Below are 21,311 nucleotides of genomic sequence, written 5' to 3' on the forward strand. Positions count from 1 at the left end.
AAGCGCGAAGCATCCTGCGGGTGTTCTCCGCGATTGATCTTAATTGCGCTGCAGCTTCAAACCCTGCTCATCCTCCGCGAGGAGAAGCTTGCCGACTCCTTCAACAAACACCTCGAAGGGGTAACACTCCGCCGTCAGGTTAGTGAAGTGCCAGCGTCTCCCCGGCTGCACGACAATGAACATGCCTTCTTCGTCGCCCACCGGGTTAAAGCTGTCATTCCTTCCTTGATAGCTCCCGATGCCTATGGCCTCCAACCGGTCAACCGCCAAAACCACGTTGCGGGTCGGCAATCCGATTTCACTGAGACATTGAACATCCCGATCCGGATCAAAAGGACGCTGAATGCCATTGTCCATCGTATGTCTTGCGATCAGCTCCAAAATATTGCCCGCCGGGTCCATAAAGTAGACGGAGTCCGAGTTCCACGCCTCGCTTCGGGAAATATCCCGGCCCGCCTCCTTCCCTAGCTCCGTAACGGTCTCGATCCAGCCCTTCGCCTCGTCCAGCTTATTCTCCGGTATGTTGAACGCGAAGTGGTAATAAGGAGTGGACTGCCCCTCGTAACTTCGTGCCAGACGGCTTCCCGCTTTCTCCGAAGCTCCCGGCTCCCACCGAACGAAACGCAATGCCGTATCTCCCGCCTGGACGACCAATTGCTCCTCCTCAGCCGTCACCACAGGAAACCGAAGCCCATCCCGATAGAAGGGCAGCAGCCCAAGCGGCTCCTTCGTCAAAAACGTCGCTTCCTTAATTTTCATTCGTCTCCGCCCCTTCCGAATCGACGCCGGAGCCAATCTTCTCGTAAGCAAATGTCGCTTCCGTCATCCATGTCCGCGCTTGCTCCGCGTTCGACGCAAGGCCGTAGACGGCAACCAGCTTCGTCAGAGCCGCTTCCATCCCGATCCCCTCGAGGAACACGCCCCCCGCTTCTATCAAGGCATGCGACGAGGCGTAGAGCGCTGCCGAGGCGTCCTTAAGCGGGCTCATGTACACATCGATCCCGCGAGCTTTGCAACGCTCGATAAAAGCGGGCAGCGAATACGGGCCGCCGGGCAGAGCCGTCGCCGTGCCGGAGTGATGAAGATCATGCAGTATGGCGCTGGGCTTCCGACCGCTCCATTCGTACAGCGAATAGTTCAAGCCCGGATAAGGACGTATGTACAAGACGGAATCGTCCAAGCTCAATTTCTCCGACTCCCATGGAAGCGGAGGCGATAGCGCGGCTTTCGATCCTCCCGATAGCCTATCCGGTTTAGGATTCCTTGCGTCATCCCGCCATACGAACCGCCGGTTTTCCATTACGCCGTAAGGAAGATCGTACGGGCTGCGGAATTGATCCGTAAACGACTCGCATTGCGCAAGCCTCGTACCGAGATAGACGAGCATCTCTCCGCGATCGTTCTCGTAGACGGCGAATACGCCGGGCAACGCTTCTTCCACGACGAAGTCGATGGCCCCCGCCAAATTGCGCAGTCCGTTAGCACGCCGATCCGCAATAGGATAATTGCTTGCGGTAAACACGATCGGCACGCCGACCCCGGCAAACAAGTAGCTGAACATCGCCGCCGTGTAAGCCAGCGTATCCGAACCATGCGTCACGATGAGACCGTCGTAAGAGCCTGGGTCGGCGTTCCGAATGGCAACGGCCAACGTCCGCCAATCACCCGTCGTCAAGTTCTCGCTGAGCAAATTAAGAGGTTCGAGCGTTGACAGCTCGACATCTTTCCGGACCTCATCCGTATTGCGGTAGGCCTCCAGCAGCGCATAGGAACCGGAGTCGTGTACGTTGATGGATTTCCCCTCCGCCTTACTGCCGATCGTCCCTCCTGTAAATATAACCAAAATCCGCTTCATGCAAGCAGCCCTCCTTCCTCAACCTTTCCTGTGAAGCTTGCCCATGCTCCTATCTTACTACTCCTGCCGCCGCTTTGTCTAAGCAGCCAAGGGCACAGAATGCCCTTCAATTGCGAGCGGGAAGCACGCCGAAGGGGCTGTCCCAAAAGTCATCGTCAGTTGACTAAAGGCCCCCCCTTTTCTCTAAATTGTAAAACAAAAAGAAACCTTTCCTTGGTAAAATGGAGGTACCACCCAACCACATACCAAAGGAGAGGTTTCTTTTGTACATTCAATATACCATGGACCAACTTCATCTGCCAATGGACTTGGAGGACGACATTCCTCCCAATCACCTCGTTCGTGTAGTCAATGAGGCTGTCAATCGCTTAGATGACAAGATCTTCAGGGATGCTTACCCCGGTGGAGGAAGAGACAGCTACCATCCCAAAATGCTCACCAAAGTCATCATTTATGCCTATACACAGCGGATCTACTCTTCTCGGCAGATTGCCAAGGCGGTCCGTGAAAATATCATGTTTATGTGGATTGCCGGCAGACAACGCCCAGACTTCCGGACCATCAATCGCTTTCGCTCCGAGCGGATGAAAGACATATTGGAGACGGTCTTCACTGGTGTGCTTCAATTTCTTGCTGCTGAGAAATATGTGAAGCTTGAGCATTACTTTGTAGATGGCACAAAAATCGAAGCGAACGCGAATCGGTACACGTTTGTCTGGGGTAAGGCAGTCGTGAAGCAGAAAGCGAAGCTCCAGGAAAAAGTAAAAACGTTGTTTGCCACCATTGAAGCGACTGAAAAACAAGAAGATCAGGAGCAGGCCGGACAGGATCTTGCGGAGCTAGGCGAAGCATCCGAGTTGACCAGCGAGAAATTGGAATCGGCCGTTCAGCAATTGGAAGCCAACCTGCAAACTCGGCCGAAGGATAAGCCCCTTAAAAAAGCGGTACGCGCCCTTCGTAAGGACCTGTTGCCTCGTCTGCAGAAATACGAGACCCAGCAAGAGATTCTCGGAGATCGGAACAGCTTTAGCAAGACTGATCATGACGCCACATTCATGCGAATGAAAGAAGATCATATGCGTAATGGTCAGCTTAAGCCTGGCTACAATGTGCAGATCGGAACAGAGAACCAGTTCATTATCGGGTACAGCTTGCACCAACGTCCGACCGATACGCGATGCCTAAAACCTCACTTGGAGAAGGTCAAAGCAGCGCTCGGCAAGTTGCCGAAAACGGTTATTGCGGACGCTGGATACGGTGGTGAGGAAAACTACGCCTATTTGGAAAGCGAACAACTGGAAGCATTAGTGAAGTACAGCACCTACCATAAGGAAAAATCGAAGAAATGGAAGCAAGACATCAGTAAGCTGGATAATTGGCAGTACAACGAGATCGAAGACACGTGGACGTGCGCCGCAGGACGAAAACTATTATTCCGTTATGAAAGCAAGGAGAAATCGGAAAGTGGGTATGAGCTAAGGAAGCGGCACTATCGGAGCGAGAGTTGCGAGGGTTGTCCGTTTAAGGAATTGTGCACGAAAGCGAAAGGAAATCGCGAAATCAGTGTAAGTATGAAGTATTTAAGTTACAAGCAGCGAGCACGCGAGAAGCTCAGAAGTGAGGACGGGTACGCCCTCTCGGTTCGAAGGATGATTGAGCCGGAAAGTGTATTCGGGCAAATAAAGAATAACCGCGGATTCAGACGTTTTCTGCTTCGAGGCCTGCCAAAAGTGAGCCTAGAGGTCGGGTGGCTTTCGCTCGCCCACAATTTGCTCAAGAAGGCGGCAATAGACCAAAAAGCAGAAATGGTGGTGCAGGGATAGCCTCCCTAGCACCACCATTTTTCCATTTTAGACGCTTCATTCATCAAGTGAGCTATTACATAAGCGAACGATCTTACTTTTGAGACAGCCCCTTATCATTGACGCATTACTATTCCTTGTGGCTATGAACAAACGCTTCCTTCTCGCGCAGACTGTATCCGGCTTCCTTGTCGTTCCTCATGAACGGCCACCAGTTGGCTTCTCCGAAAACTCGGACCATGACCGGAATAAAAAGCGGCAGCATGACGAGCGCGTACAGGAACAACCCGCACAAAACCATCGTCGCGATCTGAAGCAGCGACATAACGCCCGAAGGCAGCATAGCCGCAAATGTTCCGCCCAAAATAACGGCTGCCGACATAATGACTCCGCCCATGTTCTTCATCGCTTCCAAGATGGCTTGCTTCGGCTCCAGATGGCGGAATTCGCGGAACCGGTCCATCAAGAAGATACTGTAATCGACGCCAAGCGCGACGAGCAGCACGAAGCCGAAAAACGGCACGGCCCAGCTGATGCCGGACAAGTCGAATATACGCACGAAGATCAGCTCCGTGATCGCCAGAGACGTATAATACGTAACGATCAACGATAATACGACGTATGCCGGGATTACTATGGAACGGAACAGCACGATGAGAATAAGCGTAATGCCGACCAGCATCAGGACGACGGTCCGCGAATAGTCCGCGTTCGAGATCGTGTCGAGATCGTGGTTCATGCTCGTTACGCCGCCGATGGCGGTCACCGCTTCCTCAAAAGCCGTACCCCGCAGCGCACGATCGACGGCCGCTTCCAGCGCCGGAATCTCCTCCATGGTTGCCTCCGAATACGGATTGCTGTCGAAAATAACATCGAACTTCGCCGTCATCCGATCCGGTGACATATACACATCCAGCGACGATTGGAATTGCTCGTCGTCGATCGCTTCCTGCGGGATGTACCAACCCGTCAGCTCCTTGTCTGGAGCGCCTGCCAGGCTTTGCAGATAGCCGCCCGCCGAAGCCAAGCCGTCCGTCACTTGCGTCAAGCCGTCGACGCTCTGGTCGAGACCGCTCGTTAGTTCGCCAAGCTGATCGTTTAGCGAAGCAAAACCCGCTTGCAGCTCCTGCTGGCCGGATGCCAGCTCGCCGAGCCCTTGCGTCACGCCCGGGATTTGGTCCACGATGGCGCCTTGGCCCGCTGCCGCCTGTGCGATGCCGCCTTGCAGCTCCGCAATGCCTTTCGCCAATTCGCCGAGTCCGGCCGCAAGCGCCGCCTGGCCGTCGGCAGCTTGCTTGTAGCCTGCGTTTGCCTGCGCCATGCCGCCCGCCACGCCTGCCAGTTGGGCGTTCAGCTCCTTAAGGCCGGCTCCAAGCTGTACCGCGCCTTGCTGCAAGCCCGCTACCGCAAGCAGCGTCTCTTGATACGCCGGGTCTTCCTTTAGCTCTGGATATTTGTCGCCAAGAGCGTCCAGTCCTCCGGATACGCCAGAGAGCCCTTCCGCCAGCTTACCGCTCTGGTCGGCAACAGCCTCGTAGCCAGCGCTCAGCCCGGACAAGCCGCCGCCGATGCCTTCATAGCCGCTCAACAGCTGCGCATGGGCCGCAGCCAGCTCTTGGGCGCTCGCCCGCGCCTGTTCCAAGCCCGCCGTCAGCTCCCGGGCGCCAGCCGAGCCGTCTTTCAGCCCCTGCTCGATGGCGCGCAATCCCGCCGCTAGCTGGTTCAAGCCCTCTCGCAGCTCCTCCGTGCCCGCTGCAAGCTGACCTGCGCCGTCCGCCGCCTCCGCAAGCTTCGGCGCGTTATCTCCCAGCGCGCTGCGGGCTTCCGCCAGACCGCTGCTGATCTCGCTCAATCCGTCTCCGCTCTTGCCGAGACCATCGTCGAGCGTCAGCACCTGATCGGAGACGAGGAAGTCCTCCAGCACTTGCCCCGTCGGACGAGTCGCGCTGCGAACCGTCTGCACGCCTTCTACCTTGGAGAGCTCGCGGCTTACTTGCTCGAGCGCCGCAAGTCCTTCCGGCGTATCCAGCGGCCGCTCCGACTTTACGATGACGTCCGTCGGCAGCGTCTCGCCGGGGCTAAAGCCCTCTGCTATAACATTAAAACCTTTGACAGAATCGTATTTCTCCCCGATCTCGTCAAGCGAGTTAAAGGAGATCGTGCCCTTATACGCCGCGAGAAACGGCACGATCAGCACGAGCAGAATGACAAGCGCCCATACCGGACGGCGCAGCGAGAAGCTGCCCACCGAGCCCCAAAGACGGCTTTGCTTGTGCTCCAGCGACCCCTTTGCCGGCCAGAACAGCGCGTTGCCGAGCGCCGAGAGGAAAAACGGCACCAGCGTAAACAGCGCCAGCAGCAGGATGACGATGCCCACCGCGACCGCAACGGCGGACTGGTACAAGACGAACGTCGAGAAGCCGATGGAGGCAAATCCGACGAGGACGGCCAGCCCGGAGAAGAGTACGGTTTTGCCTGCCGTCTTGTACGTATGAATGATAGCTTCGGTACGGTCTCCGCGATGAGCCAGCTCCTCCTTGTACCTGCTGATCAGCAGGATGCAGTAATCCGTCCCGATACCGAATAAAACGGCCACCAAGAAGATCTGGGTGAAGTTTGACAGCGGGAAGTCCGCGTATTCCACAAGGAAGGAAACGATGGACTGCGACACCAGATAACTGAAGCCTACCGCCAGCAGCGGCACGAGCGGCGCAGCGGCGGAACGGAACACGATAAACAGGATGACCAGAATGAAACCTACCGTAATATACTCCGTCTTCTTAAGCCCTTCCTCCGAGCTCTGCACCACGTCTTCGCTAATGATCCACTCGCCCGTATAGTAGTGGTCCAGCGATACGTTATCGATGGCCGCGTACAACTCGTCGCGCACGGTCCCGAGCCCGCGGTCGCCCGCGCTGACATTCAGCAGGGCCAGCACGGTACTGCCGTCTTCCGACACCATCTGATCCGCCAGCTCGGGAATATCGAAGTGGGTCGTCAGGTCGAGTATGCCGAGCGCCTTGCCCTCTTCGCCTGCCAGTCTTCCGATGGTGGCCTTCGCCTCCGCCAGGCCCTCTTCGCCAAGCCCTCCTTCCTTATGGAAGATAAGCACCGTGGACATGCCTCCGGCCTCTCCCTCCGCTCCTGCCGCTGCTCCGATCTCCGCAGCGAGTTCGCCCGCAAGCTTGGAGGAATAGCCGTCCGGCACCGTAATCTGCCCCTTCGTCCGGACCAGCTCCGCCATGTTCGGAGCGGTAAGCATCAATCCGGCCGCCGCGACCACCCATAACGCCAATACAAGCCACTTGAATTTCAGTACATACCTCATGTTTCCACTCCCTCTCCCTCTATCTTTCTATTCCTTGCCCTCATTGTTCCCGAGTCCCGCCGTGCCCGCCATCACGTCCGCCAGCTTCTCGAAGGTAGAGATGAACCGCTCAGCCTCCTCCCCCTCAAAATGATTCATAATATCCGCCAACATTGCTTCTACACGCGCATCTATCGACTCGCACAGCATCTTCCCTTCCTCCGTGAGGGTCAGAATGACGATTCGGCGGTCGCTCTCTTCGGATAATCTGCGGATAAACCCCTTATCGGACAAACGAGAGATGATCGCCGTGATGGAGCTCTTGCCCACGCCGAATACCTCGGCCAGCTCGGAAGGCGTGCTGCGCCCGTTGAATTGCATAAACCTGATCATGTTGAATTGATCCACGGTGAGTTCTGCCGGCATCAAATCCTTGAGCAGCGCGTACAATTTCCGTTCTACGGTAAAGTGGGCGCGTTCGTACCTGTGGATCAATTCTTTGATCATGTCGCCATGACAGTTATTCGACAATTTTTCTTACCTCCACCATTTAGTTCTACTGTCTAACTATTCGATAGTAGAACTATACCAGATGATCGTCCCATCATGCAACTTCCACATTTGTAGGGAGGATGCAGGATTTTAGAAAATTTTGTCGAATTATAGGTGAAATTAGCGGATAACTCTACATTTAAACACTAACCCGCATCGGAGGCCGCAAGTGACTAATTCCTCATCTAATCATCCCGGACAAGGGCTGTACATTCCGCTGCTTTGCCTAATGACGGCACTAGCCATTTTGAGCGAATGGGGCAAATTTCAATTTATATATGGAATTATTTTCACATTTACCAGTCTGTTCACCCTGATTTCCTTGCGCATGTTCGGTCCGGGGAGAGGCATAATCGTCGCCGCTATCGCTTACGGCATCGGCTCTATTTGGCTGGGACAACCCTTCATTAACCTTCTGGGCATTCTGGAGGTTGTCATTGTCGGCCTCCTGCTGCGGCGTTATCCGGGACGATTATTCGCGATGGATGCCGTTTACTGGTTTATTCTCGGCATCCCGCTAACCTATGCTTTCTACGCGCATGAATATGCCGGCGGCTTTGATAATATTCGCCTATTCGTTGGTATTGTCGTGATTAACGGACTGTTCAACGCTTTGTTCGCCGAGATAATTCATCAATATTCGCCCAAACATCGACTTCTCGGATTTCTCGATTCCGGCCGCAAGCCAAGTACATTCAGCCAGATTCTCCTCCACTTTGCGGTTGGCATCGTTATGATCTCTTTCCTGCTCAATATGATGGTCAACACCGTCAGTTCCTTCAAGGAAGTCGGCATGAACGTGCAGATTCGGGCCAAACAAACCATCTACGCGCTCTCGAAAGAATGGGAACACGCCTCTTCCGATATCCCTTGGATCGAACAGCGTACGGAGCAGTTGCAAGCCGCCATGGACCGTTATTCGTCAAGCTTCTTCAATATCAGTCTGGTCGATAACAAAGGGACCGTTATCGCTTCCAACGTCCATTCGCTGCTCGGAAACAGTCGAATACCCGAGAGCAACCGCACCTATTTGCGAATCTCGGACAAGCTTAAATTTTCCGAGCATACTCCCCGTGTCCACAGTCTGGTCGCGACGACATGGGGCGATGAGCACTTTCTTTACGAGGAAGCGCTGCTTGATGGCTCCGGCCGTATCCTGATCGAAGTGCAGCTTAGCAGCTACCAGAACTATTTGTATAACAAATATGAGGCTCATCTTCTATTTCTGGCCATAGCCGGCCTCGTCGCCGCCCTATTCTCTCTGTTCATCCAACGCACAATCTCCGGAAGCTTGCAGCGACTTGCCGGGGCGACTACGAATCTGCCGCTTAAGCTGAAGGAGCATCATGAGCCCGACTGGCCTCGCAGCAACATTTTGGAGATCCATTCGCTCATCTCGAACTTCAAGCATATGGCGAGCAACCTGCGTCACTTGTTCACCGAGACGCAGATGAGCAACGAGCGGCTGCAGGCGCAGGCGGAGCTGCTGCAGCAATCCGAAGAGCGGCTCCATCTGCTCGCTTACTACGATGTGCTGACGGGACTGCCGAACCGCTTGCATTTCACTAAGCATCTGCAGGAATTAATCGATCTCGAACACGCGACCGGCAGCGGCCTTCGCATCGGCGTGTTTTTCGCCGATATTAACCGATTCAAGCAGATCAACGATACGCTCGGTCATTCTGCTGGCGACGAGCTGCTAAAGCTCGTGGCGCATCGATTTATGAATTACCCCGGCAAAAAATGCGACGTCTTCCGCCTCGGCGGCGATGAATTCGTGTTTATCTACGCCTACAAGCACGAAGCGGAGCTTGAGCTAGGGGCGCGCGCCATCTGCAGCTCCTTCGACGAGCCGTTTATTGTTGAAGGGAAACCGCTGTTCGTCAAGATCAGCGTCGGCATCAGCAAGTATCCCGAGGACGGCGCCGATATGGACACCGTAATCCGCAACGCGGATATTGCCATGTACCATGCCAAAGAAGAGGGCAACGGCTATTACCGATTCTTTAAGCCAAGTCTCGCGCCGCTAGTTGAAGAGAAAATGCAGATCGACAACGGATTGTACAAGGCGCTCAAGGAGGAGCAGTTCTCTCTCCACTACCAGCCCAAGATGAACGCGGCAACCGGCGAGCTATGCGGCATCGAAGCGCTCATCCGTTGGAGCCATCCGGAGCTTGGCATGGTTCCTCCCGACAAATTTATTCCGCTTGCGGAGGAATCCGGCTTCATCCTTGAGATCGACAACTGGGTATTCCGGGAAGCATGCCGGCAGAACAAAGAATGGCAGGATGCGGGGCTTAAGAAGATCAGCGTATCCGTTAATATTTCCGCTCGTCACTTCTTTCAGGGCAACCTCAAAGAAATGGTGGAGCGCGGCCTTGCGGATACAGGACTGGATCCGCAATATGTCAGCCTGGAAATTACGGAAGGCGTGTTCATGCGAAATATGGAGCAGGTCATCGAGACGATTTTATATTTGCGCGGGCTGGGGATCCAGATTTCCATTGACGACTTCGGCACGGGTTACTCCTCGCTGAACCAGCTCCAGCGTCTGCCGATCTCCGACGTTAAGCTGGACCGTTCGTTCATACGCGGCATTACAAGCGACGAGAAGAAGTCCTCCATCGTCAAAGCGATTATCGATCTCGTGCACAGCATGAACATGAAAGTCGTCGCGGAAGGCGTCGAGACGGCAGACGAGTCGCAATTCTGCAAGGACCTTCGCTGCGACGAACTGCAAGGGTATTTGTTCAGCCGTCCGCTTCCCGCGGAGCAACTGAAGGAGCTGTTGAAGTAGATGAGGTCAACCATGCGCTCGCACGGAGCGCTGCTAAATGACAGCCAGGCAGCCGATTGCCCGGCTGTCATTTTCCTTAAACACGGCATATAAATCACTAAATTAGCCGATAGGCAGGGACGACTCTCCATGATAAACTATTGGCATTGATGCACAATCAGGTACTGGGGGAGTACGTTACTATGACATATCGGGTAGCGCTGGCAGGATGCGGCGGAATTGCGGTAAACCATTTGGACGCGTTAAGACAGTTAAATGAATCGGGCGGCAGGGTTGAAGCCGTTGCCGCTGCGGACCTGGACAAAGGCCGCCTGCAGGCCGCATCGGAGCGTTACGACTCCGAGCTCAAGCATTACGAGGATTACAAAGAAATGATCAGAACCGAGCGGCCGGACATCGTCATTGTAACTCTTCCGCATTACTTGCATGCGGAAGCCGCTTGCTTCGCCGCGCAGGCGGGCTGCCACGTTCTTCTGGAGAAACCAATGGCGCTGAATACCGAGGAATGCAGCCAAATTATGGTGCAGGCCCGGCTAAGCGGCGTTACGATCCTGGTCGGGCATACGCAGCGTTACTTGGCCCATAACCTCCATGCCCGCCGCTTGATTCGGGAAGGCGGTCTGGGACAGCTGTTCATGGTGCACGACGTGAGACATGCCGATTATTTCGCCGAGAGTCGGCCGGACTGGTTTCTCCGCAAATCCTTGTCGGGAGGCGGCATGGCGTTCAATCTCGGTTCGCACTCCATAGACAAGCTCGTCTGGCTGGCGGACAGTCCCGTTGCCTCGGTCACGGCCAACATGACCTACCATGGAAATCGGGGGGACGTAGAAGGAAGCGTCATGGCGTACCTGCGGCTTCAGAACGGCGTAACGGCCACAGTCGTACAGTCCGGCTACAAGGGAGCCTCCGCCAACTATACGGAGCTGCTGTTCACAAACGGTTCGTTGCGGCTGGAGACGGGACAAGCCCTCTACAAAAGTAATGGAGGGGTCTACGAGCTTTTGGACACGCCTTCGGATTCCGAACCGTTTATCCTTCAGCTGGAGGATTTGCTGTCCGCTATCGAAACAGGCACTTCCCTCTCGTGCACAATGGAAGAGGCTGCGCATATCGTCGAGGTGCTTGAGGGCATATACCGCTCCCACCGGAGCGGACAAGAGGAGCGTATTGGGAATACTGCCACAAGGACGCCGATATCGGGGGCGGAGGCGTTCGCGACCATCCCTCCGGCTCGCCTGTCGGCTCACGGCGCCTGGTCGGATGCCCATGATGGCGGAGAGCTCGCTATACTGCACTACCATTGGCTTCCCGATCAACATGGACCAAAGGCTCGCGCCAGCGTGTCCTACACGGAGGATGAGCTGCAGATCTGCCTGCGAGCGTACGAGCGCGATCCGCTCGTACGCTATAGAAAGCAGAACGATCCGGTCTACACGGACAGCTGCCTGGAGTTTTTCTTGCAGCCCTCTCCCGATACGGACGATCGTTTCTTGAACCTGGAGTTAAACGCCGCGGGAACGATACTGGCCGGCTTCGGCAAGGATCGGCATGACCGTGTCTATCTGGCTCCCGGCGAGATGCCGCCCCTGCATATCCGCGCGGAGACGAACCTCCGCGACCCGATTACCGGCGAGTGGTATTGGAGCGTCAGCATGCGCTTGCCCATGTCCTGGCTTACAAGCTTGGTCCCGAGCTTCCGGCCCATTTCCGGGGCGAGGATGCGCGGCAACTTCTACAAATGCGGCGATGAAACCGCACAGCCCCATTACGGCAGCTGGTCCCGCGTCCGTTCGGACACGCCCGATTTCCATCGCAGCGAGGACTTTGGCTGGCTCATATTGGGCTGACGGCATACTCCAGCCTCGGCCTCGGCTTCAGCTTCGGAGCGGAGCAGCTATGCTGGATTGCGTGGCATCCTTCTCGCTTGGGTCAACCTATGCCAATCCTTGCAAGCAGCACAATAAGGGGGCTGTCCCGAAAGCCGATTTGTGATTTTCGTGCCCTTTTGAAGTTTGATTTTTTCAAGAAAAAGGACCTCATTCCCGACTTTACAGTGGAATTCGAGGTCCTTTCGCGTATAAACTGGAACGTTCCCGTTTTTTCTTTTGCGGGAGCCGTTAGCTGTAACCCGAAAAAGTCGGGTTACTGAGCCGCACGGAGCGACTTTGCGAGCTGTAACCCGAAAAAGTCGGGTTACTGAGCCGCATGGAGCGACTTTGCGAGCTGTAACCCGAAAAAGTCGGGTTACTGAGCCGCATGGAGCGACTTTGCGAGCTGTAACCCGAAAAAGTCTGGTTACTGAGCCGCATGGAGCGACTTTGCGAGCTGTAACCCGAAAAAGTCGGGTTACTGAGCCGCACGGAGCGACTTTGCGAGCTGTAACCCGAAAAAATCGGGTTACAGAGCCGCAAGGAGCGTCTTTGCGAGCTGTAACCCGAAAAAATCGGGTTACTGAGCCGAGCGGAGCGACTTTGCGAGCTGTAACCCGAAAAAGTCGGGTTACTGAGCCGAGCGGAGCGACTTTGCGAGCAGTAACCCGACAAAGTCGGCTTACTGAGCCGCACGGAGCGTCTTTGCGAGCTGTAACCCGAAAAAGTCGGGTTACTGAGCCGCACGGAGCGACTTTGCGAGCTGCAACCCGAAAAAGTCGGGTTACTGAGCCGCACGGAGCGACTTTGCGAGCTGTAACCCGAAAAAATCGGGTTACAGAGCCGCATGGAGCGACTTTGCGAGCTGTAACCCGAAAAAGTCGGGTTACTGAGCCGCACGGAGCGACTTTGCGAGCTGTAACCCGAAAAAATCGGGTTACAGAGCCGCACGTAGCAACATTGCGAGCTGTAACCCGAAAAAGTCGGGTTGCAGAGCCGAGCGGAGCGACTTTGCGAGCTGTAACCCGAAAAAGTCGGGTTACAGATCCGCTCGCGGCGACATTGGGCGCTCTTTTTGCAATTGTCCCCGTTAATCCTCCATATTCATGCCTATCTCCCGGTAGATTGTACGTTCCAAGTAATCGTGCAGGTAAAATCGCGACAATACGAAATGCGCGGCCATATCCGCGGGCTGGTAACGCTCCAGCGCGGCCTGCATTCGCGGCCTGACATCCTCGCGGTCCCGCCTGTTGCGCTGATAATTGTTCAGCAGCGAGCGGCGTTCGGCTGCATCGCCGGGAAAAATCTCCCAGCGGTAGACGTACTTGTGAATCGCCCGCGACCGATCCGTCGCTGTCTCATAATCACGCATGACCGCGATCAGCTCCGCATAGTCACGGTTCAGCCGTACTTCGTCAAGCAGCTTCGGGATCATATCGTAATAGTCCTCAAGCCTGTAGTTGCCCAGCTTCGCATGGCCGGCGGAAGGCTCGATGCCGTGGAACGCATGGAGGAACCGATCGATAAACGTCTCAGAATCGCCGCCGCCGCTTCTGTTCCAGAACAAATCGGCATGCAGCAGCATGGGGTACCACGTCGTCTCGAACACGCCGTACGGCACCCCAAGGCTGAACGGCCCGGTCCAGTTGGTCGCGACCACACAATCGAAGTCGAGCTTTTCCGCCGTCCCGGCCCATTGCAGTAGATTATCGGTCCGATTTCCGATCACGGGGTAATTCTGGTGCTCCGCCCAATCGAAGCTGCGGACGGCCGGCGCGCCCATAACCCCGACGCCCAGATTGCGGAACTTATCGGCGATCGCTGAGACTTCCGCCTCGATGTTGCGGCCGTTGTAGATCCAGATCATCGCAACGCCGCGACGGTCCAGCTTCCGCAGTTCTTCTTCGGGACACTTGGCCAGCATGTCGTGCCAGAAGATCGGAATGCGGCCGCGGTCCGCCGCGAACGCGATCAGCCGGTTCAGGAAAGCGATGAACGCCCGCTCGCGCACGCCTTCGAAACGCTCCAGGCAGGTCTCGCATTCGCATAAGCTGTACACCTCGTCGCACCCGAGATGAATATAGCGGGAATCCGGATGACGATCCATCATCTCCCCGAGCAGACCCGTCACCAGCTCGTACGCTTCCTCTCGGGACGGGCACAGCTCCCCAATCGATTGCTCCGTTTCGCGCAAATGCTTATAGCGGTCGTGGCGCAGCACGTATTCGAGATGGCCGAAGCACTGCTGCAGCGGAATAATCTCGATATAATGCTCCTCCGCCTCCCGCTTCAACTCCTCGAACCGGGCTCTGCTTAATGCGTGTTTCGGATGCACCAAATGCGGATAGGTCTCGAACGGGAATTTATCTTCATATTCGATCAAAATCGCGTTGATCTTAAAGCGGGCGAATTCCGCTAAATAGGAGACGAGACGCTCCGGCTTGGAATACGTCTGCCTCAGATCATAATTCATGCAACGGATCGCCGTGTCCGGCCAATCTTCGATGAGCGCGGAAGGGACGGGATTGCCCTGCTCCATCATCTGGCGGAATGTCTGAAGCCCGTAATACAAATGGGGAGCATCCGCAGCCCGGATACTGGCGCCGTCCACGCCTATTCGCAGGGAGTAGCCCTCTTTTCTCACGGATGCCGTCCCTGCCTCCATATCGGTATCCAAGGCGCAGGGCGTCTCCCCTTCTGCGCGGGAGATCCGGACCTTATAGCCTGGAGCTCCCGTTTCTACTGTAACAGCCGCACCGGGCAGCAAGCGTCGGCAATGCCTCTCCAGGCGAAGATCCTCCTGCTCCATCGACAGCTCGACGAGGAGCGGGCCCTCGCATGAAAAACCCGCCTCCCCTTTGTATTCCAATCTCTTCACTTGAGGTAGTAACGATATCATGCCAGGTCTCCTCCATTGCGCCTTCTATGCCGGCCCTGGCGCAAACCGTCTACACGACAGGGCCGGCGTCATTCACCTTATTTCAGCTCCACGCCTTGTACGCGATCGTAAGCGATTCGATAAGTCTCCAGCAACTTGTCGACGCCGAGGTTCTTAATCTCCTCCACATACTTATCCCACTCCTCCAAGCTTCTGGAGCCGGTAATAAACTTCGCGAGACTCTCATCGCGGTGCTTCTTGATCGCCTGTCCCGTCAGCGAGATAATTTCGTTTTCGCTCTCCGTAAAGGCCGGACGAGGCTGCATCGCCGGAAGGTCGTATTTGGCCGCTTCCGTATAGGCCTTCTGCAGATCCTCGGAGAACAACGACAGATGCGCATCGTAATCGATCCACGTATACGTTCCGCTCGTCTGCAGCCCTGTCGCCTTGCGCATTTCGGTAACGTCCGTAAATTCCGGCTTGAACTTGTTCGCTCCGCCTTCCTTATCGAACGTTTCACCCTCGACGCCCCAGCTCGTGAGCGTGCGTCCTTCCTCGGAATAGAAGAAGTCCATGTACTGCATGACGCTCTCGATATTTTTGGATGTCGACGCCACTGTCAGGCCGCCTTCCATGTAGTGGAAGTACGGATTCTGCTGCTTGCCTCCCGGCAATCCCGCCGGCGGCGCCATAAATTGCATGTTGAATTCCGGATTCTCCTTCTGCATGGCATTGTTAAAGAAGTCAACGCGGCTGATGTAGTCGATCGTCACGAACGCTTGGCCGGTCGACATCATGTCCTGCCACTGCTTCGTCTGCAGAGAGAGGAAGTCCGGCGGAATGAGTCCCTCGTCGTAGAACTTTTTCCACATGCCGACCATTGCTTTGTAGTTGTCCTCTACCGGACCGTAACGCCACTCCTTCGCATCGAAATCGAAGTATGCGCCTTCGCCCGTCTCGAAGTTAACCGTCATATTCGTATTCATCTCATCCGGGATTTGGCCGTAGCGGATCGACAACGGGTAGCTGTCCGGGTACTTGGCTTTCAGCGTCTTTAGCGACTCGTAAAGCTCGTCGTACGTCTTCGGAGCCGCCAAGCCTTCCTTCGCGAATACATCCTCGCGATACAGCCAGATCATGCGATTCGTTTCGCCGAATCCTTGGTTCGGGAACATGTACATCTTTCCATCGTGGGATAAAGCGGCTTTTGCTTCCTCCGGATATTGCTCAATCCATTTCTTGAGATTCGGCATCCCGTCGACATATTGCATAATGTCCACGAGCGCTCCGTCCTGCCCGAATTTATTGGATTCGCGGCGGTTCGGCATATACATCAAGTCGGGCATTGTCTTGGATGCAACTACGAGGTTTAGCGATTCGCCCAGTTTGCCGGAAGGCGTCTGCACGTTGAGCGTCACGCCGGTTTTCTCCTTGAGCCACTTCCAGATCGGCCAATCTTCCGAATACGGGAACGTTGCGTTGTTGTCGAGCAGCGCGGTAAATGTCTTGTCAACCGGCGCGGACTGGCCCCCGTCTGCCGTAGCGGACGGTTGTGAGCTTGCGTTGCCTCCCGTGGCGCCGTTGCCGTTATTGCTGCCGTTGCTCGAGCATGCAACGAGCGACGAAGCCGCTAAAAATGCGGATAGAATGAGCGCTAACGATTTTTTCATAGTACCAACTCCCCTTAAATAATGGTTGATAGATTGCGAATGCCAAGCGCGGGTTCCCCCGCACCTTGCCAGCCGGAGCAAAGGAACGTCAGCCTTTGACCGCCCCGATCATGGCCCCCTTGACGAAATACTTCTGAATAAAAGGATACACTATGAGAATCGGAAGCGTCGAAACCATAATGGTCGCGTACTTTAACGATTCCTCAACGATTTGATTATCACCTCCAATTCGGGTTACGTCTCCCGAGCTGACGCTACCGGCCAGGACCAGGTTCCGCAGGAGCACCTGCAGAGGGAAAAGATCCGGCGTACGCAAGTACAGGAGCGGGTAGATGAAATTATTCCACAAGCCCACCGCGTAGAAAAGGGCGATTGTAGCGAAGGAAGCCTTGGACAACGGAACAATAATGCGCAGGAAGATGCCTATGTCATTAAGGCCGTCCATGCGGCCGGACTCCTCCAGTTCCTTGGGAATGCCGGAGAAGAAGGTCCGCATCAAAATCAGGTTCCAGGTGCTGACGGCTCCCGGAATAACCATGCCCCACAACGTATCGACGAAGCCCAGCGAACGAACGACGAGAAAGGTCGGGATCATGCCGCCTCCGAAAAACATCGTGAACACGATCATCATCATAAGTCCTTTGCGAAACGCCATATTCGTGCGCGACAGCGAGTAGGCGCCCATCGAGGTGACGATCAACGCGATGGTTGTGCCAACCGCCGTATAAACAACCGTGTTTTTGATGGCGTTCCACATCTTGGGGTCGCCAAGCACGATCTCGTACATGTTGAAATTCAAGCCTTTGGGCAAAATCGTTACTTCGTTTCTCATCACGTACGCGTCGCCGCTCAAGGATACCGCAAGCATGTGAAGGAACGGATATAACGTCACGACGACGACAAGCAGCAGCACGGCCGTGCTGACGACATGATATAAACTTAATCGCTCCAGCTTCATTTTCGTTCTCCCCTCGCTACCATAAGCTCGTCTCGCTGACGCGGCGGCTTACGAAGTTGGCCGTATAGATGAAGATCAGGCTGATGATGCCCATAAACAAGTCTATCGCGGCGCCATAACTGAAGTTGCCCTGCTCCATGCCGATCCGGTACACATAAGTGCTGATAATGTCGGCCGTCTCGTAGATGGCTGGATTCTGCAGAAGAAATACCTTCTCGAAGCCGATCTCGAGCACCGAACCGATATTCAGGATGAGCGTGATAACGATCGCAAACGAGATGCCCGGCAGCGTGACGTGCCACAGCTTGCGCATACGGCTCGCGCCGTCGATGCTGGCCGCCTCGTAGAGCTGCGGATCAACAGCGGTAAGCGCGGCCAGATAAATAATCGTCTCCCAGCCGATATGCTGCCAAATCTCCGACAGCACGTAGATCCACCGGAACATCCCCGGCTCGTTCATGAAGTTGATCGGCTCGAAACCAAGCGCCGTTATCAATTCATTGATCAGACCGCCCGTCGGCGACAGAAACATGATGACCATGCTCGCGACGATGACGTTGGAGATGAAGTGAGGCAGATAGCTGACCGTCTGCACGAACCGCTTGAACGCCGCCTTCCGCACCTCATTAAGGAGAAGCGCGAGTATGATCGGGGCAGGAAACCCTAAGGCCAGATTCATGATCCCGAGCAGGAACGTGTTTTTCATTAGCAGCAGGAAGTCTGGATTTTCCAGAAACATTCGGTAATACTTAAAGCCAACCCAATCGCTTTCCCATACGCCCCTGAACAGATTATAATTTTTGAACGTAATCACGAGCCCGAACATCGGCGCGTAACGGAAGACGAGATAATAAATAAGGCAAGGCAGGAACATCAACCACAAATATTTGTTGTTCCGCCACAACCGCCTCAGCTTGCCCGGCCGACGCCGGTTCAGCACAAGAGCTTCCTCCATGCCGGACGTAACACTCGTATGAGCCATACACATTTCTCCTCGACTTTTGATGAATGTAACGCTATCTGACACAAGCGTCGTGGACCTTGTGATTGAAGTATACTTCCCGTCGACAGGTGAAATAAATCCTCACATTAGGCTTGAAATCACCATTCCATCGAATATCGGCAGAGATGAGTATAAATGATGAAAAGTGCATATTGTCCGCTTAAGCTCAGAACCAGTATGATAGAACTTATTAAAGCGGGTACCCGCCCTTATCGCTTCGTCGCAATGCCCGGCATCCGCGGCAATCCAGCAAGGAATTCATGCAATAGAGGATAGATCCGCAAATCTGCATAGTCCGCCGTTGCCAGGAGGTGCGTTTAACGATGACCCTATTGTTCAAGCTCAAGCAAGGTTTTGCATCCAATTCGCTGCTCGTCAAGCTGATGATCAGCTTCCTCAGCGTCATCTTGGTGCTCGCGGCCTTTAACGCGTTCTCCTTCCTTTATTTGCGCAACAAACTTTATGACGAGATCGTCCGTTACAATGAGCTCGGCATCAAGCAGACGGTGGAGAGCTACGAAAACCACTTCCGCTTGACTCAAAATATGATTCTTTCGCTCACCCAATCCGATCGCTGGACCGCCAACATCGGCATTTTGAGCGATGTATCCAACAATCGCCGCTACGACAAGGTCAACGAGGTCAAGAGCGACCTCTTTGAGCTGTACAGCAACCCGTTCCTTCATTTCGACAACTTCATTCTCTACTTCAAGGAAGGCGGCTACGTCCTCGAGAAGGAGGGCACAAGCAGCATGGAGGATATGTTCGGGAGCTATTATGCCAGCGAAGCTTACCCGCCGGAATTTTGGAGCTCCTTCGCCGCCGACAACTATTTCATGCGGATCTTGCCTGCGGCAGTTTTTACGGAACGGTCCATGAACAATGTCCGCTCGCTTGGGCTGCAGCTGCCCGTCGTTATCAAGGCCGCGCCGTACAAGGAAGTGTACTGCATCATCATGATGAATCCTCGCAAGCTCAATACCGCCTATGCGAACACGGGAGAGCCCTTCTACATCCTCGACGAGGAAGGCCGGACGCTGTACGCTTCTCATCCTTCCGTTGAGGTGCGCAGTCCCGCTTCCTACGAGAAGGGCAAGCGCCACGAACGAAGCGGAGGGCATTATTACTTCTATGAGCAAGGCGCGGACACCGGCTTCACCTACGTGCGCGTCGCGCCGATCGAGAGCATTATGTCGGAGATGATGAAGCTGAATATCCTTCTCGTAACGCTTCTCGCCGCGGCCGTGCTCGTCAGCGTTTTCGGCTCCGCGCTGTTCAGCCTCCGGCTGAACCATCCGCTCAAACGCATTATCGCCACGCTCGAGCGCAAGCAGACGATGCCCGTGCCCGCCAGTTCGATCAAGGAATTCGCGATTATCAGCGACCGGATGAGCAGTATCATGAACGCCAACGAGCGGATTCAGGAGGACCTCGATAAAAAAAATTCGCTGGTTCGCCAATACGCGTATACGAACAAAGTCAAGAACATTCCGATGAACCTGAACCTTACCGAGCTCGAGGACGCGGTGCAACTGAACGAGCCTTACGCCGCCGTCCTGTATGAAATCGGGTTTACGAACACGGATTCCGAATACGATCAGGAGATCCAGCTGCTACGGAAGCTCGTCCACGGACTGTTCGCCGGACTCGGCGAGGAGCCCGTCACGCTGCAGATCGAGCACAACCAGCTGATGTCTCTGCTCTTCCAACCGGGCTCCATCAATGAAATCCACCGCGTGCTGAATTTGCTGAAGGAGCTGCTGCAGGTCGAAGACTATCTTTGCCTGACGATCGCCGTCAGCCCGATCTATCCGGAGGATATGCCGATTACGCTCGCGTACGAGCAGCTGTTGCAGTTGTTGAAGGAGAAGAGGCTGACGGGGGAAACCCAAATCATCGCCGAACCTCGTTCCCCGGGCACGCGTGCCCTTCCGTTGAAAGTCACGCAGCGCGAGGAACTGCAGTCCCGGCTTCTGTCCGGGAGCGAGGACGCCGTATTCGAGTGGGTGGAGCGACATCTGGAGCAGCTTACGAAAAAGGATGCCCCCGCAGCGGACTTTCTGTCCTATGCGCGAGGAGTGGCGGAGCAGGTCGAGAAGGCGCTGGCAAAGCTTAACGTGCCCGAGTCCGCTGTCGACGGCAAGCTGCACGATTACGATGCCCTCGGCCGGTTCTACTCCGCCGATCAGTATAGGCAGTGGTTCCGCGAGCTTATCCGCCCCGCCATGTTCGCCATCCGGGCGAGGACGGAGACGAAAGACCCTATCACGAGCTTCGTCACGGATTATTTGAACAGCCATCTCCGAGAGGATATCAATCTTGATCTCGTCGCCGATAAGCTAAACATTACGCCCGGCTACCTCTCCAGCTACTTCAAGGAGAAGACGGGCACGAACTTCAGCGATTACCTGAACGATCTGCGGATCGGGCGCGCCAAGGAGCTTCTCCTGAATCTGGAGCTGCGTATCCAGGATGTGGCGTCCGAAGTCGGATACCATAACGTCAATTCGTTTATCCGCATGTTCAAGAGATATTCCGGCATTACGCCCGGGGAATACCGAAAGCGGAACATCTGAGGCCTCTTGCGAGGTAAACATAGACAAGCATGCTTTTTTTTG

Annotated in this window: 12 protein-coding genes; 4 read left to right on the forward strand and 8 right to left on the reverse strand. The window is 55.1% G+C overall.

Annotated features, from left to right (window positions below):
- Positions 1-39: 39 nt before the first annotated feature.
- Positions 40-759 (reverse strand): VOC family protein, encoded by a 720-nt coding sequence (locus tag H7F31_RS00975; protein ID WP_187102618.1) that lies wholly within the window; start codon positions 757-759, stop codon positions 40-42.
- Positions 749-1,855 carry an asparaginase gene (locus tag H7F31_RS00980; protein WP_187102619.1) on the reverse strand — a complete coding sequence of 369 codons (1,107 nt, stop codon included), beginning with the start codon at positions 1,853-1,855 and terminating at the stop codon, positions 749-751. The genes H7F31_RS00975 and H7F31_RS00980 overlap by 11 nt, the downstream gene beginning before the upstream one ends.
- Before the next feature lie 263 nt (positions 1,856-2,118).
- Here H7F31_RS00980 and H7F31_RS00985 point away from each other — a divergent pair, with 263 nt between their 5' ends.
- The gene (locus tag H7F31_RS00985; RefSeq protein ID WP_187101891.1) at positions 2,119-3,678 is read left to right on the forward strand and encodes an IS1182 family transposase; all 1,560 of its coding nucleotides are present in this window, start codon (positions 2,119-2,121) and stop codon (positions 3,676-3,678) included.
- A 109-nt stretch (positions 3,679-3,787) separates the two neighbouring features.
- Here H7F31_RS00985 and H7F31_RS00990 read toward each other — a convergent pair whose 3' ends face one another.
- Both H7F31_RS00990 and H7F31_RS00995 read right to left on the reverse strand, forming a co-directional pair.
- The gene (locus H7F31_RS00990; protein ID WP_187102620.1) at positions 3,788-6,985 is read right to left on the reverse strand and encodes an MMPL family transporter; all 3,198 of its coding nucleotides are present in this window, start codon (positions 6,983-6,985) and stop codon (positions 3,788-3,790) included.
- Between the two features lie 27 nt (positions 6,986-7,012).
- Complete coding sequence (locus H7F31_RS00995) at positions 7,013-7,495, reverse strand: MarR family winged helix-turn-helix transcriptional regulator (RefSeq protein ID WP_261800256.1); 483 nt, start codon at positions 7,493-7,495, stop codon at positions 7,013-7,015.
- 190 nt (positions 7,496-7,685) lie between these two features.
- On the opposite strand from H7F31_RS00995, the gene H7F31_RS01000 reads away from it, so the two are divergent.
- Positions 7,686-10,313, forward strand: coding sequence for an EAL domain-containing protein (locus tag H7F31_RS01000; protein WP_187102621.1), 2,628 nt, complete (start codon positions 7,686-7,688; stop codon positions 10,311-10,313).
- Positions 10,314-10,495: 182 nt separating this feature from the next.
- The gene (locus H7F31_RS01005) at positions 10,496-12,163 is read left to right on the forward strand and encodes a carbohydrate-binding family 9-like protein (protein ID WP_187102622.1); all 1,668 of its coding nucleotides are present in this window, start codon (positions 10,496-10,498) and stop codon (positions 12,161-12,163) included.
- Positions 12,164-13,274: 1,111 nt separating this feature from the next.
- Here H7F31_RS01005 and H7F31_RS01010 read toward each other — a convergent pair.
- The 4 genes from H7F31_RS01010 to H7F31_RS01025 all read right to left on the reverse strand — a co-directional run bounded on the left by H7F31_RS01010 (position 13,275) and on the right by H7F31_RS01025 (position 18,564).
- A complete protein-coding gene (locus H7F31_RS01010) occupies positions 13,275-15,083 on the reverse strand; it encodes a glycoside hydrolase family 20 zincin-like fold domain-containing protein (protein ID WP_187102623.1) in 1,809 nt (602 codons plus the stop codon).
- A gap of 77 nt (positions 15,084-15,160) precedes the next feature.
- On the reverse strand, positions 15,161-16,732 hold the full coding sequence (locus H7F31_RS01015) for an extracellular solute-binding protein (protein ID WP_187102624.1): 1,572 nt from the start codon (positions 16,730-16,732) through the stop codon (positions 15,161-15,163).
- Between the two features lie 88 nt (positions 16,733-16,820).
- Positions 16,821-17,690: a carbohydrate ABC transporter permease gene (locus tag H7F31_RS01020; protein WP_187102625.1), complete on the reverse strand. Its 870-nt coding sequence runs from the start codon at positions 17,688-17,690 to the stop codon at positions 16,821-16,823.
- Between the two features lie 16 nt (positions 17,691-17,706).
- A complete protein-coding gene (locus H7F31_RS01025) occupies positions 17,707-18,564 on the reverse strand; it encodes an ABC transporter permease (protein WP_258235230.1) in 858 nt (285 codons plus the stop codon).
- 452 nt (positions 18,565-19,016) lie between these two features.
- On the opposite strand from H7F31_RS01025, the gene H7F31_RS01030 reads away from it, so the two are divergent.
- On the forward strand, positions 19,017-21,269 hold the full coding sequence (locus H7F31_RS01030; RefSeq protein ID WP_187102627.1) for a helix-turn-helix domain-containing protein: 2,253 nt from the start codon (positions 19,017-19,019) through the stop codon (positions 21,267-21,269).
- Positions 21,270-21,311 lie beyond the last annotated feature (42 nt).

It is taken from the genome of Paenibacillus sp. PAMC21692, from assembly GCF_014303795.1.
GTDB lineage: Bacteria > Bacillota > Bacilli > Paenibacillales > Paenibacillaceae > Pristimantibacillus > Pristimantibacillus agaridevorans.